The sequence below is a fragment of the Sulfurimonas sp. genome (assembly GCF_023229025.1).
In the GTDB taxonomy this organism is placed as follows: Bacteria; Campylobacterota; Campylobacteria; order Campylobacterales; family Sulfurimonadaceae; genus Sulfurimonas.
In genome coordinates, this window is sequence record NZ_JALOAA010000046.1 from 1 (window position 1) to 12858 (window position 12858).

Here is a 12858-nt window from a genome sequence, read left to right on the forward strand (position 1 = left end):
AAACCAAAGCTTTTTCTTTGGCTGAAATATCAAAAAGGGCACTCATCCTAAGTCTAGCAGAAAGGTTTCCGCGTCTTAAATTATCCATGTCGGTATTTAGCTCTTCATAAGCCTTTAGCATCGGTTCAATTGATACCGTTATAGAGTTTAATTTAAAATCAACGCAAAGCTCCTTAGCATCATCCAAAGAGCTTTGTGAAGAGTAATGTGAAGGCATTTTTACACATAAAAGATTATCTTTGAATACTCTTTGAGCAAGCACGGCAACAACAGCTGAATCTAAGCCGCCACTAAGTCCTAAAACAACTCTGTCAAAACCTGCTTTTTGCACTTCACTATCCAAGAAGTATTGCAAATACTCTGTTATGAGTTCATACTTTTTCATCACTAACCTTTAGGGAACTTTAACAAATAAGATTATATCAAAGTTTTGTAACTATGCATAAAAAAATTTATTTGCATATTGACTAGAGGTATTTATATTAATAGGTTACAATTTGCGTAAAAAAGAGTTATATAATGAAAATAAAAGTAAAACCTATGGGCGATTATCAAACAAACTGTTATATAGTAACCGTTGAGGGTAAAGATTTTATTATTGACCCTGGCATTGGCGCCACAGAGTGGGTTATGCAAAATGTTACAAACCCTACTGCTATCTTAAACACACATGGGCATTTTGACCATGTATGGAGCAATGCCCAACTGCAAAAAAATTTAAAAGTTCCCCTATACACCCCAAAAGAGGACGTAATGCTTCTTACTGGCAGCTCTTGGAGTCCGGATTTACCACCCTCAAAACCGGATGTAGAAGTGGAGGCAAACCAAGAGTTTGATTTTGATGGAGTAAAGGTTAAATTTCGTCATTTTCCCGGGCATACACCGGGATGTTCAACCATAGAGATAGGTGATGCCATGTTTAGCGGTGATTTTATATTTGAACGCTCCATTGGGCGAACAGATTTTCCATACTCCTCGCCAAAGCAGATGAGAGAGTCTCTTTTTGAGTTTAAAAAAATTCCTTATGACAAAACTATATATCCGGGTCATGGAAACACAACAACTATAAAGCAAGAGCAACAATACAGCGACTACTGGATAGCTAATCTTTAGATAGATTTGCTACTCATCAACATCATCCTCATCTTCTGTCAGCTTTAGCTTTAAAACATGTCTATCGGTTACAACAGTTTTAAATTCGCCCTCAAAAACTTTTATATCTAACACATTCCCCGTAACATATACATTTCTTTTTCTTCCCTCTTTATGGCGAACCTTGGCTACAAAATTTACTATATCGCCAAATTTTACAGGAGATAAAAATTGACAATTACTTGCCACTAAAACAACATTTCTCTCATTAACAGCAGCCATTGCGGCATAATCAGCTGCACTAAAAATAAACCCACCGTGGATTAAACCCTTAGAGTCGGCAATCATCTCATGTGTCGTTACAAGTTTTAATTTTACATAGCCTATGTCCATCTTCTCTATCTCACCGCACAAATCTCGGTTAATCTCTTCATGAGTCTTTAGTAGTACATCATCTTTGGCTCTATAATCCTCTATCTCAAGATTCTCATCTTCTTGAAAATCTTTCTCTTCATTCTCACTCATTTAGTATCCTTAATTAATTTCACATAAACTCTAGCCGGAGCAGGATAACCCTCAACCGTCTTGCTTGTATCATCTTTATCTAAAAAGTCCTCTAGAGAGTGACCCTCTATCCATGCAGTCTTTCTCTGCTCACTGCTGTTAGTTTTAGAGGTCTCTAAAATCTCAAAGCTTTTAAAACCTGCTCTTGTACACCAATTCTTAAGAGCTTTAATTGTCGGTACAAAGTATATATTTGGTATCTTGGAGTATGTTGACTCTGGACATAGACATATCTCATCATCCCCTTCAATGTAAAAAGTATCAAGTATAACTTCGCCTTTTTTATCAAGACCCTTATATAGAGCCTTTAACATAACAACAGGGTCACTTCTATGGTAAAGAACTCCAAGACAAAAAATCGTGTCAAACTTCTCTTCATAAAACTCTAGATGCTCTACGCCTAAAAGTTCATATACGATATCACTTTTAACAAAATGATTTATAAAATCAAATTGTGTTTTATAGAGTGCAGAAGGATCAAATCCAACAAGCAGTTTTGGTCTATCTTCTTGCATTCTAAAAAGATAATACCCGTTGTTACATCCTATATCGGCAACTCTTCTATCTTTTAAATTAAAATGTTTTCTAAGCAGATTGTATTTTATGTTACTTCTCCACTCAGAATCAATATATATGTCAAAAAGTTTAAAAGGACCTTTTCTCCATGGCATCATACTTCGCGCTATCTTCTCTAGTTCCAAGAGATTTGTGTAATTGCCATCTACTGCTATCTCATCGCCTAGTGCAACACTCCAAGAACCATCCTCGAGAGTCTCTAGCGCTCTGCGCAACGGAGCAATATTTTTCCACTTCATCCAAGACTCTCTATCTTCTCTTATTCTATCAATATTCATTTTATACTTTATCTTAAAAAATTTTAATTATAATTGTATCAAAAGATAGCTATAAGGAATTTTATGAGATTAGAAAAAAAAGCAACGGTTGTCTCCTCTAGTGTAGCAGCTCTGCTTGTGCTGATTAAAATGAGTGTTGGGATTTTTAGCGGCTCTATTGCTGTTTTAGCTTCGGCTATTGATTCGCTTCTTGATTTAACAGTATCCCTTTTTAACTACTTTGCTCTTAATACCGCCGAAAAAGAGTCAGATGACAAGTTCCATTTTGGACGCGACAAGATGGAGCCTTTAGCCGCCGTAATAGAGGGAATAATCATCTCTTTTTCCGCACTCTTTATATTTTATGAGGCAGTTGCAAAAATTGTCAACTACAAACCTATGGAGTATATGGAAATAAGCATTGCCGTTATGATTGCCTCTTTTGTTATAACTGCATTTTTAGTCGCTTTTTTAAATCATGTCGCTAAAAAAACAAACAATATGGTAATTAAAGCAGATGCGCTTCACTATAAAACAGATCTCTACTCAAACGGAACTATTCTATTTGCTCTTGTACTTATCTCCTATACCGGAGAGCACTTAATCGATCCTATTTTAGGGATGGGTATTGCTATATATATGATATATTCAGCTATTCCTATCATAAAAGAGGGGTTATTAATGCTACTTGATGCTGCTTTGCCGGCAGAAGATGTAGAAAAAATAGAAGCTGTTTTAAAAGCCCAAAATAACATTAACGGCTATCATGACCTCAAAACAAGAGAGTCCGGTTCACGCATCTTCATCTCAGTTCACATTGTTTTTAATGTAAGTATTTCACTCTACGATGCACATCTAATCTCAGATAAATTAGAAGCGAAGCTTCAAGAACTTTTCGATAGCAAACATGTAGATACGCTTATCCATATGGATCCATATGACGATTCAGAGATAAATGCTATTGAGGATGGTTATTAAAAATCGTACCGTAAAATCAAATTTAAAAAACTAGCCCTGCCGCTCTCGCCATTTTCAACCTCCCTCTTTGCCCAAGCATACTCTACCCCTGTTAATAAGTTTTTAACAGGGACCCAAAGCAGATTTATCTGCGTTGCGTAACTCTCTTTTGTTACCTTATGAAGTTCTGTCTGTAAAATATCAAGATTATTATCTGCTGCAACATATGAGAAAGCAACTGTAGAGCGAAGTTTTTGATTCCAGAAGTGACGATAACCTAAATGCCCGCCATAAACAGGATTTAGAGTTATTTCCCCATTTGGAGAAATTGCCCCCTCGCTAAATGCACCATATGCAATATAACGTCCGCTGCCCTCCCCGTAGTGAGCATTAAAACGAATATCATCTAAACCAAATGTTTTTATGCGCCCTGAGGCATTGACTCCATAACCATATTTAGAATCTTTTGTACTCTCTACTAAATTCTCTTGGAGGATTTTGCGTGATAAAAAGGCAATACCAAGCTCCCCCCATAGAGGATAATATCTAGCGCGTAAAACAAAATCATAAGGCAGGTTATCTTTTGTAATTATCTTGGAGCTGTTTTGATCTAAAAGAGTAATCTCAGGCTCTTCTATTGAAATATCATATGAAAACAGTTTTGTATCGTATGTATAACGGATTAGAGATTGACGCACTAACGTATCATCCATAGGAAAAGAGATAGTATCCAATGCTACAATAGAGTTAAAAGAAGAGTTTGTTTGACCAATTCCAAAACCACCTAACTCTACAAATGCGTGTCTTAGACGGGGATAGTAGTCATTTTTGCTTGTACTCCCTCCCTTTACGCCTAAAAAATCTATCTCAACAAGAGTGCGCAATACACCATACTCTGTAGCTGTTTTTGTTTTTAGCCAAATTCTGCTCTCACGTGCACTAACAGAGAGGTCATCACTCCTTTTATCTCTCTCAAGAGCAATTTTCCCGGCAAAAAAAGAGGATTGATCAGAAGTATGAAGCATGCTAAGATGTACTCTTCCTCCAATGGCAACAACTGTATCTATAGATTTGAGTTCTATCTCGCTGCCACTTGCAAAAAGTGACTCTACTAGAAAAAGAGAAACTAACAAGCGTAAAATTCTCATATGATTCTACGGCTCTTTTCTAAACTGTTTATGGCAAGCGTTACATGACACTTTTACATCTTCTAACTTTTGGTTTAATTCTTCAAACTCATATTTTTGGGCTAAATTATATATCTCATCTGCCTTTTGAGTAAGGCGCTTTGCATATTTTTTATACTCTAAAACATCCTCTTGTCTTAGTTTAAGTCCCAAATCACTCTCAGGCATACTCTCTACATCTGCCGAGAGCTTTTTTAGAGTCTCTCCTAGGCTTAACATATACCTTTTGCGCATTTTATCTCTGTCTAATTCACTTTTTTGTCGCTCATAAACCACCATGTCAAGCTCTCGCATCAGCAAACGAAGCTTTTGGCTCTGTATCATATGTTCTACAGCTCTACTGTTGTCATGCTCTTTATTAACACACCCACTTAAGAGAAACAGAAGAGTCATTAACATTAGATACCTAAAAAACATTACAAAATCCTATTTTGCAAACTCTATTGCCCTGCTCTCACGGATAACATTAACTTTAATCTCTCCAGGGTACTGAACCTTCTCTTCTATATCTTTAGCTATCTCTTTTGCCACTAAAACTGCTTCATCATCATTAACAAGAGATGCATTAACTATTACCCTTACTTCACGCCCTGCATTAATTGCGTAAGCCTGTCTGACTCCGACATGCTCTGATGCTATCTCCTCTATCTGTACAACTCTTTTTAAGAAACTCTCTAAAACTTCTCGCCTCGCTCCAGGTCTAGCGGCAGAGAGAGCATCAGCTGCACAAACTGCACCACACTCAATAGAGTTAATCTCTTCGTGCCCATGATGAGCGTAAATTGCATTTATAACTACACTATCTTCATTATAACGATTACAAATTGCTGCACCCAAATCAACATGGCTACCTTCATGCTCATGAGTTAGAGCTTTTCCTATATCATGCAGAAGCCCCGCTCTTTTTGCAAGTTTTACATCTCCACCCATCTCAGCACTCATGACTCCTGCTAGATGAGCAACTTCAAGAGTATGAGCAAGTGCATTTTGTCCGTAACTTGCACGATAACGAAGCTTACCGATTAGTTTTATTAACTCCGGATGCATTACCCCTATATCTAACTCAGCTAAAATCTCTTCGCCTTCGTTTAATATTTCAGACTCAAACTCCTCGCAGACCTTGTTATAAATCTCTTCAATTCGAGCAGGCTGAATACGTCCATCCTCTATTAGAAGCTCTATAGTTTTTGTAGCAATTGCACGCCTATATAGGTTAAAACTACTTATTTGAATTGCATTTGGCGTATCATCTATAATAATATCAACTCCTAAAAGAGTCTCAAGAGTTTTTATATTTCTTCCCTCTTTGCCTATTATGCGCCCTTTTAGCTCATCATCATATAGGTGAATCACATTTGTCAATCTCTCAGATGCAAATTCGCCGGCATATCTGCTTGTTGCTTGAGCTAAAATATAGTTTGCTCTTTTCTTAGCCTCAGCTTTTGCTTCATTTTCATATCGTCTAACTACATGAGCTATGTCTGCGCGAGACTTCTCTTCAACTTTTTCAAGCAGTACATTTTTAGCTTCATCTTTTGTCATACCTGCACAATGCTCTATTGCATTTAGCGCCTCATCAATCTTCTCTTCATATCTTTTTTTCAGTGAGTTTAGAGATTTTTCATTTCTTTTTAAATCAACTTGTTTAGATTTTAAAATAGCCACTTCATCTTGAAGTCTTCTCTCTTCATTTTTCTTGTAGCGTTTAAAATTTTGCTCTTTTTTTACAATATCATCTTCTCTTTTATAGAGATCTGCCTTAGCTTTTTCTTTAGCATTCTCATAAAGCTTTCTAGCTTCAAGCTCTATCTCTTGAGATTTTATATTTGCTTTATATAAAAGCAGCTGCGCCTCATTCTCGATTGCACCTGCCTGAGCTTTTGCTTTTTCGACATATATATCAAAATTAGCATTAGTAATTTTTTTAGAGATGAAAAATCCAATAAGCCCACTAACAGAGGCTATTGAGCCTCCTATTAGTATCTCATTTAACATTTTACTTCCTCTTTCTAGCCATATTTCTATTTTGCACGGTAATATTGGGCGTAATAATCAAATCACATGTGATGTCGTACTCATCACAAATTAACTCTTTTGTATAACAAAATTCTGATTGCATAAAAATCGTGTACGGTCTCTTTTTTAACTTTGCAAAGAAACGATCATACATCCCTTTTCCAAAACCAACTCTTTGTAAATTTCCATCAATACCAACTACCGGCACTATGGCTATATCAACACTTTTAATATCTCTTAAACTTCTTCCCGCTTCATAAATACCAAACTTTTTCTTCTTAAGCGGTAATCTAAATGGTACCATCTTAAAACTTTCGCCTTCCATAAATGGGACAAAAATATCACATTTTTTTCTTAGTTTTTGAATTGCTTTTGCAGTATTAGCCTCAAATGGGAGAGATGTGTAAAAAAGTATCTTTTTATTTTTCAAATTTCCAAATTTTTTAAGTGCTAAAAAGAGTTTAGCCTCTATCTTTGCATTTTTATAAAAACGGTTATGCTTTGGAGAACTTTTAATTTTTTCTAGACAATTTCGTCTAAAAATTGCTTTTGTAAGAGGCATATAAAATCTTTATGGCTATAATTTTGCTTAATTTTACTCAAAAAAAAGAAAATAAGGTAAGAGAATGTTAAAAAAGTATATTTTATCGTTATCAATCATATCGGTAATATTTTTTCAAGGCTGCTCAAGCGATGGAGATAAAAGCAGCAACCCAAATGAGATGGTATCAACAAAAGAGTATATACTTACAGGAGTTGACAAGAAGCAGTATGTTGTTAAAAAAGAGGGTACAGGCTTTATTCTAAAAGATGCAGACGATAAGATAATTATTTTTGATATATTTGCTACATGGTGCCCTCCTTGTCGTGCTGCCGCACCGCACCTTACCTCACTTCAGGAGAAGTATAAAGATGATTTAGTAATTATAGGTGTAACTATTGAAGATGGCATTGATAATTTAAAGCTTCAAGAGTTTATAGATACTTATGGTGCTAAATATGCTATAGTCAATTCAGAGCAGAATCGCCACCTTGTTAATGAGCTTGTAAAAGAGTTAGAGCTTGGAGTAAGATTTCCAATTCCAACTATGGCTATGTACAAAAATGCAAAACTTATTAACTACTATGTCGGCGCTACGGAGGAAGAGTTTATAGACAGCGACATCAGAAACGCTTTAGGAAACTAGATGTTTGGATTTATAAAAAAATCTCTCTCAAAGACAGCTGAGGCTATAAAATCAGTAGCTCCAAAGAAGAAAGTATCATTTTCAAAAGATGAGATAGAAAATATTTTGCTTGAAGCTGATGTTGAGTACGAACTTGTAGAGATAATTCTAAATGAGATATACCAAAGCAGAGTCACTCGTGAGATTTTACGCTCAAAACTACTAGCTACTCTTGCTTACACAACATACCAAGAGCCTGAGTTTACATCACCTTTTGTTGAACTGATAGTCGGAGTAAACGGAGCCGGTAAAACAACAACTATCTCAAAGCTTGCAGCAAGATACAAAAATGAGGGCAAAAAAGTTATTCTTGGAGCGGGAGATACATTTAGAGCAGCCGCAATAGAGCAGCTAACTCTTTGGGCAAAAAAACTAGAAATCCCAATAATCGCCTCTAAGCAAGGACATGACAGCTCTGCAGTTGCATATGATACTATAGACTCCGCAAAATCAAGAGAGTTTGACAATGTAATCATAGATACGGCAGGAAGACTTCATACTCAAACTAATCTTGCAAACGAGCTAAAAAAAATAGCTAGAATCTGCGATAAAGCCCATAGTGGCGCACCTCACAGAACTATTCTTGTTATAGACGGTACGCAGGGAAACTCTGCAATTGCACAAGCAAAAGCTTTTAACGAGATGATAGGCATTGACGGAATCATCATAACAAAACTTGACGGAACTGCAAAGGGCGGTAGCGTCTTTAGCATCGCTTATGCTTTAGAGTTGCCTATACTATATGTCGGAACAGGTGAACAGCCTGAGAATCTAGTACCGTTTGACAAATATGAGTTTGTTGATGGCTTGCTTGATGCTATTTTTGTAGAAGAAGAGTAATACAATAACTCTGTAAAAAGATTTACTACACTAAAATAATCATATAAAATATGTCAATATGCAATATTTTTATCATCTTCAAAACTATCTATGTATAATTTTGCAAACACCCCTTAAAGGCTAAAAAATATGTCCAAAAAAAAGATTCTTTTTGAGTGTCAGCATTGTGGTCTTACAACCCCAAAGTGGATGGGTAAGTGCACAAATTGTGGAGCATGGGACTCATTTATAGAACTTAGCAAACATCAACAAGAAGTTGTTAAACAGACAAAGTCCGCTTCAAATTCCCCTGCAAAAGCACAAAGCATAAACGATATAAAAGAGGAGGAGATATTTAGGTTTAGCTCAGGGAGTCAAGAGCTAGATATGGTTCTTGGCGGCGGTGTAGTTCCCGGTTCTCTTACGCTTATTGGAGGAAGTCCCGGTGTAGGCAAATCAACTCTTCTTTTAAAGGTTGGCGGCGATATAGCCTCAAGCGGGCAAAATGTTCTTTATGTTACCGGAGAAGAGTCCGGCGGGCAGATAAAACTTCGTGCAAACCGCTTAAATGCAAATCACAACTCTTTATATCTGCTAAGCGAAATAAGGCTAGAGCAGGTTTTAGTAGAGTTGGAACACCGTGAATATGATTTTATAATAATCGACTCTATTCAAACTCTCTACTCTGAAAATATCACTTCAGCACCCGGTTCAGTAACTCAGGTAAGACAGATTACTTTTGAGTTAATGAGAGTAGCAAAAGAGAAAAATATAGCTATCTTTATCATAGGGCATATAACAAAAGAGGGCTCAATCGCCGGTCCTAGAGTTTTAGAGCACATGGTAGATACCGTTTTGTACTTTGAGGGGGACTCCTCTCAGGAGCTAAGAATACTCAGAGGATTTAAGAACCGCTTTGGACCGACAAGTGAGATAGGTGTTTTTGAGATGAGAGGCGATGGTTTAGTCTCTGCTACAGATATTGCGTCTAGGTTTTTTAACCGTAATTCAGAACAAGCAGGCTCTGCCTTAACTGTTGTGATGGAAGGTTCACGCCCTATAATACTTGAGGTTCAAGCTCTAGTATCAGAGTCTCACACTGCAAACTCAAAGAGACAAGCAACAGGTTTTGACACAAACAGGTTAAATATGCTCTTAGCTCTACTTGAGAGAAAACTTGAGATTCCCCTCTCCGGATATGATGTATTTATCAATATAACAGGTGGCATAAAGATAAGTGAAACTTCAGCAGATTTGGCAATTTTAGCCGCTATTATCAGCAGTTTTCGCAATCGTGCCATTTCAAAACAGACTGTTTTTATAGGAGAAGTCTCTTTAGTGGGTGATGTTAGAGATGTCTATGGAATGGACGCAAGGCTTAAAGAGGCAAGTATGCAAAATATCTCAAAAGCATTAATATCAAAAAAACCGTTAGAGAAGTCAAGCATTAAAACATTTATTGTTGATGAAGTTACAAAGCTTCTAGAGTGGTACTAATTTTTTATGCATTAAAATCTGTTTTAACCTATTAATAGTATAATCTTAAAAATATTTAAAGGAAACAATCATAATGGATGCAAAAGTTAGAAGTGAAGAGAAGTTCGCAAAACTCTCAATTGCGTATGAAGGTAAAGAAGAGGGTGCGCTTGTTTGTTCTACAATCGATGAAATAACTTCTAAGTATAGAACAAAACCGGAAACATATACGTGTAATATCTCTAACAATAGAGAAGTTGTAGTAATTGAGTATCAAGACGATATAGATCGTGAGGCAGGTCCTATATTTGAAGAGATTATTAAAACTTTAAATATAACCATTTGTGATTAATGGTTGTGTTTAAGTAGTTCTTTATAAAATAATACATTTTTTGATATACTAGCAGAATTAAAATCAAGGAAGAGCGTATGGCTGATGAAGAGAGCAAAGAAGATAATAAAGAAGAGAAGAAAAAGTCAAACAAGCTACTGATGATTATCATCATTACTGTTTTAGTGCTTATTATTATTGGTGGTGCTATAGTTACTATACTTTTGTTAAATGAAGATGAAAAAGAGGTTGCCGTGCAGCAGAGTACTTCTCAGTCTCAACAACAAAACACATCATATAGAGCTACAAGAGATGCCAATGATGAAGTTTCTAGAAAATTGAGCGAGATTGGTATTTTATATCCTCTTGATACTTTTACCGTCAACTTGAAGAGTGATGCCGGTCGTCGTTATTTAAAGGCTACTATAACCTTGGAGTTAAACGGTAAAGAGCTAAGTGTTGAACTTGATAACAAATCTCCTGTTATAAGAGACAGAATTATCAGGATTTTAACATCTAAAACCTTAGAAGAGATATCTTCAAAAAAAGGGAAGCAAAAAGTATCCGAGCAGATTGTTGATACACTTAACTCGATGATAACAGACGGAAATGTAAAAAGCGTATATTTCACAGAGTTTGTCATTCAGTAGATGATAGGTATCGACCTAATTAAAATATCTCGCATGAGCCGCTTTATTGAGCGGTTTGGTGAAAAAGCCCTCAGTAGGTTCTTGTCTGCTAGCGAAATAGAACTTGTTAAAAACCATAAAACCGCTTCTGGTTTTTGGGCGGCAAAAGAGGCTTGCTCAAAAGCTCTTGGAGTCGGAATCGGCGCAGAGTGCAGTTTTCATGATATAACTATATATAAAACAGCAAGTGGTGCACCAAAGTTAAAAGTATCAGACAGGGTATCAAAAAAATTCAATATTTCAGACTTAAGTCTATCAATAACTCATGACGGAGATTATGCTGTAGCAGTTGTAGCTATAGAGTTATCCGCCACCAACAAAATCAAGTAACTCTAATTGATCACTCTCTTTTAGTACATAACTATTCCAGTTGTCTTGCTTAACTATCTCCATATTTACAGCAGCTGCCATGACTTTGTCACTTAAATTTAGCTCCTCAATCACTCTCTTTAGAGTCATCTCTTCATTGAAAATTTTTGCCTCTCCATTTATTATAAGTTTCATTTTGTTCTCTTTTTTTAAAATAATATCCTATTTTGTTTAATATTTGGTTTTTCTTGAATATTAGGTAAAATAAAAGATATAATTATTTTATCAAAAAAACTAAAAAAGTGATTAATATGCTAAATTCAAAAGAGTTGTTAACACACACTAAGAAGTTGTCTGTTTTATTTGCTGAAGACCACGATGATCTAAGAGATAATACAAGGGATATATTAAAGTCGTTTTTTAATCAGGTTCATAGTGCCGTTAATGGAGAAGAAGCGATAAAAATGTATAAAGAGTACTACCTAAAAGAGTCTAAGTACTATGACATTATTCTCTCAGATATTCAGATGCCACGCATAAACGGTGTTGAGCTTGTAGAGACACTTTACCGCATAAATCCAAATCAAATCGTAATTATAGTCTCAGCATATGATGATAGCAAATACTTATTACCGTTAATTAACCTTGGTATAGAGCAGTTTGTTAAAAAACCGATAGATTATCAAGACCTCTTAAGAGTCCTCTTAAATGCTTCTAAAAAGCTGGCTAAGCCAGATAGAGAGAACAGTTTAAAAGACAATCCGGTTATAAAATTAAACAACTCCTCTACATTTAATAAAGATACAAATATGCTTATAGTAGACGGTGCTATCATTACGCTAACAAAATATGAGATAATATTTTTACAGCTATTAAGTGATAAAGTAGGTTTAATATATTCAAATGAAGATATAACTAATCACTACAGTTCTCTCAATGAGAATCTAGATATTGTAAATATTAGAAAACTTGTCTCAAAACTTAGAAAGAAATTACCTAAAAACTCCATTGAGAGTATCTATGCAGTCGGCTACAGAATAGTTCCTAGTTTATATTAATGATTATCAAAAATGGGGTAATTAAGGGAGTTTAATAGTGGTGGGTTCGCCGTGACTCGAACACGGATGAGAACCCAATTTATCGCTTATAAGCCCTAAGAACAGGGGTTTAAAATTTTAATATAACCGCAGATAACCGCTTTTAGTAGCAAAATGATGACAGTTATATTGAACACGATTTTATATTACTTCTATCCAACAATCTTTTAAATTTTGTAAAAAAATCTTTATTTCATCATCTTTACACACATATTCATCTATCTCTATTTTTGTTTTTAAAACTGCCTGTATACAAGTGTGT

17 protein-coding genes are annotated in these 12858 nt (G+C 35.6%); 9 read left to right on the plus strand and 8 right to left on the minus strand.

The features are described from left to right. Positions 1-385, minus strand: a 385-nt coding sequence (nadE, locus tag M0Q20_RS09680; RefSeq protein ID WP_295061228.1) for an NAD(+) synthase, incomplete at its 3' end; no start/stop codon positions are given. Between the two features lie 134 nt (positions 386-519). On the opposite strand from nadE, the gene M0Q20_RS09685 reads away from it, so the two are divergent. Next, positions 520-1113: an MBL fold metallo-hydrolase gene (locus tag M0Q20_RS09685; RefSeq protein WP_295061231.1), complete on the plus strand. Its 594-nt coding sequence runs from the start codon at positions 520-522 to the stop codon at positions 1111-1113. A gap of 9 nt (positions 1114-1122) precedes the next feature. Here the strand turns inward: M0Q20_RS09685 and M0Q20_RS09690 are convergent, their stop codons facing one another. Further along, positions 1123-1617, minus strand: coding sequence for a hotdog domain-containing protein (locus M0Q20_RS09690; RefSeq protein ID WP_295061234.1), 495 nt, complete (start codon positions 1615-1617; stop codon positions 1123-1125). Beyond that, a complete protein-coding gene (gene cmoB, locus M0Q20_RS09695; RefSeq protein ID WP_295061237.1) occupies positions 1614-2510 on the minus strand; it encodes a tRNA 5-methoxyuridine(34)/uridine 5-oxyacetic acid(34) synthase CmoB in 897 nt (298 codons plus the stop codon). Before cmoB ends, M0Q20_RS09690 begins: the two co-directional genes overlap by 4 nt. Before the next feature lie 63 nt (positions 2511-2573). On the opposite strand from cmoB, the gene M0Q20_RS09700 reads away from it, so the two are divergent. Further along, complete coding sequence (locus M0Q20_RS09700) at positions 2574-3467, plus strand: cation diffusion facilitator family transporter (RefSeq protein ID WP_295061239.1); 894 nt, start codon at positions 2574-2576, stop codon at positions 3465-3467. Here the strand turns inward: M0Q20_RS09700 and M0Q20_RS09705 are convergent. The 4 genes from M0Q20_RS09705 to M0Q20_RS09720 are packed head-to-tail and all read right to left on the minus strand — an operon-like array spanning position 3464 to position 7211. Then, positions 3464-4594 carry a DcaP family trimeric outer membrane transporter gene (locus M0Q20_RS09705; RefSeq protein WP_295061241.1) on the minus strand — a complete coding sequence of 377 codons (1131 nt, stop codon included), beginning with the start codon at positions 4592-4594 and terminating at the stop codon, positions 3464-3466. The genes M0Q20_RS09700 and M0Q20_RS09705 overlap by 4 nt on opposite strands. 6 nt (positions 4595-4600) lie before the next feature. Beyond that, on the minus strand, positions 4601-5050 hold the full coding sequence (locus M0Q20_RS09710; RefSeq protein ID WP_295061244.1) for a cytochrome c: 450 nt from the start codon (positions 5048-5050) through the stop codon (positions 4601-4603). A gap of 9 nt (positions 5051-5059) precedes the next feature. Next, a complete protein-coding gene (gene rny / locus M0Q20_RS09715) occupies positions 5060-6628 on the minus strand; it encodes a ribonuclease Y (RefSeq protein ID WP_295061246.1) in 1569 nt (522 codons plus the stop codon). 1 nt (position 6629) lies between these two features. Next, positions 6630-7211, minus strand: coding sequence for a 5-formyltetrahydrofolate cyclo-ligase (locus M0Q20_RS09720; RefSeq protein WP_295061249.1), 582 nt, complete (start codon positions 7209-7211; stop codon positions 6630-6632). A gap of 64 nt (positions 7212-7275) precedes the next feature. Here M0Q20_RS09720 and M0Q20_RS09725 point away from each other — a divergent pair, with 64 nt between their 5' ends. The 6 genes from M0Q20_RS09725 (at position 7276) to acpS (ending at position 11520) form a co-directional block, all read left to right on the plus strand. Then, on the plus strand, positions 7276-7836 hold the full coding sequence (locus M0Q20_RS09725) for a TlpA disulfide reductase family protein (protein WP_295061252.1): 561 nt from the start codon (positions 7276-7278) through the stop codon (positions 7834-7836). After that, positions 7837-8715 (plus strand): signal recognition particle-docking protein FtsY, encoded by an 879-nt coding sequence (ftsY, locus tag M0Q20_RS09730; RefSeq protein WP_295061255.1) that lies wholly within the window; start codon positions 7837-7839, stop codon positions 8713-8715. It abuts the gene before it with no gap. A gap of 129 nt (positions 8716-8844) precedes the next feature. Further along, positions 8845-10191 (plus strand): DNA repair protein RadA, encoded by a 1347-nt coding sequence (radA, locus tag M0Q20_RS09735; protein WP_295061258.1) that lies wholly within the window; start codon positions 8845-8847, stop codon positions 10189-10191. Between the two features lie 73 nt (positions 10192-10264). After that, entirely contained in the window at positions 10265-10522 is a 258-nt protein-coding gene (locus tag M0Q20_RS09740; RefSeq protein ID WP_295061261.1) for a hypothetical protein, read from the plus strand. Positions 10523-10599: 77 nt separating this feature from the next. Next, positions 10600-11151 (plus strand): flagellar basal body-associated protein FliL, encoded by a 552-nt coding sequence (gene fliL / locus M0Q20_RS09745; RefSeq protein WP_295061264.1) that lies wholly within the window; start codon positions 10600-10602, stop codon positions 11149-11151. Then, the gene (gene acpS / locus M0Q20_RS09750; protein WP_295061267.1) at positions 11152-11520 is read left to right on the plus strand and encodes a holo-ACP synthase; all 369 of its coding nucleotides are present in this window, start codon (positions 11152-11154) and stop codon (positions 11518-11520) included. Here acpS and thiS read toward each other — a convergent pair. Next, positions 11494-11694 carry a sulfur carrier protein ThiS gene (gene thiS, locus M0Q20_RS09755; RefSeq protein WP_295061270.1) on the minus strand — a complete coding sequence of 67 codons (201 nt, stop codon included), beginning with the start codon at positions 11692-11694 and terminating at the stop codon, positions 11494-11496. The two genes, acpS and thiS, sit on opposite strands and share 27 nt — an antisense overlap. Positions 11695-11810: 116 nt before the next feature. Here thiS and M0Q20_RS09760 point away from each other — a divergent pair, with 116 nt between their 5' ends. Then, complete coding sequence (locus tag M0Q20_RS09760) at positions 11811-12557, plus strand: response regulator transcription factor (protein WP_295061273.1); 747 nt, start codon at positions 11811-11813, stop codon at positions 12555-12557. Positions 12558-12858 lie beyond the last annotated feature (301 nt).

Coding starts and splice junctions, on each gene's coding strand:
- M0Q20_RS09685 (WP_295061231.1), top strand. CDS start 520: ATGAAAATAAAAGTAAAACCTATGGGCGATTATCAAACAAACTGTTAT.
- M0Q20_RS09690 (WP_295061234.1), bottom strand. CDS start 1,617: ATGAGTGAGAATGAAGAGAAAGATTTTCAAGAAGATGAGAATCTTGAG.
- cmoB (WP_295061237.1), bottom strand. CDS start 2,510: ATGAATATTGATAGAATAAGAGAAGATAGAGAGTCTTGGATGAAGTGG.
- M0Q20_RS09700 (WP_295061239.1), top strand. CDS start 2,574: ATGAGATTAGAAAAAAAAGCAACGGTTGTCTCCTCTAGTGTAGCAGCT.
- M0Q20_RS09705 (WP_295061241.1), bottom strand. CDS start 4,594: ATGAGAATTTTACGCTTGTTAGTTTCTCTTTTTCTAGTAGAGTCACTT.
- M0Q20_RS09710 (WP_295061244.1), bottom strand. CDS start 5,050: ATGTTTTTTAGGTATCTAATGTTAATGACTCTTCTGTTTCTCTTAAGT.
- rny (WP_295061246.1), bottom strand. CDS start 6,628: ATGTTAAATGAGATACTAATAGGAGGCTCAATAGCCTCTGTTAGTGGG.
- M0Q20_RS09720 (WP_295061249.1), bottom strand. CDS start 7,211: ATGCCTCTTACAAAAGCAATTTTTAGACGAAATTGTCTAGAAAAAATT.
- M0Q20_RS09725 (WP_295061252.1), top strand. CDS start 7,276: ATGTTAAAAAAGTATATTTTATCGTTATCAATCATATCGGTAATATTT.
- ftsY (WP_295061255.1), top strand. CDS start 7,837: ATGTTTGGATTTATAAAAAAATCTCTCTCAAAGACAGCTGAGGCTATA.
- radA (WP_295061258.1), top strand. CDS start 8,845: ATGTCCAAAAAAAAGATTCTTTTTGAGTGTCAGCATTGTGGTCTTACA.
- M0Q20_RS09740 (WP_295061261.1), top strand. CDS start 10,265: ATGGATGCAAAAGTTAGAAGTGAAGAGAAGTTCGCAAAACTCTCAATT.
- fliL (WP_295061264.1), top strand. CDS start 10,600: ATGGCTGATGAAGAGAGCAAAGAAGATAATAAAGAAGAGAAGAAAAAG.
- acpS (WP_295061267.1), top strand. CDS start 11,152: ATGATAGGTATCGACCTAATTAAAATATCTCGCATGAGCCGCTTTATT.
- thiS (WP_295061270.1), bottom strand. CDS start 11,694: ATGAAACTTATAATAAATGGAGAGGCAAAAATTTTCAATGAAGAGATG.
- M0Q20_RS09760 (WP_295061273.1), top strand. CDS start 11,811: ATGCTAAATTCAAAAGAGTTGTTAACACACACTAAGAAGTTGTCTGTT.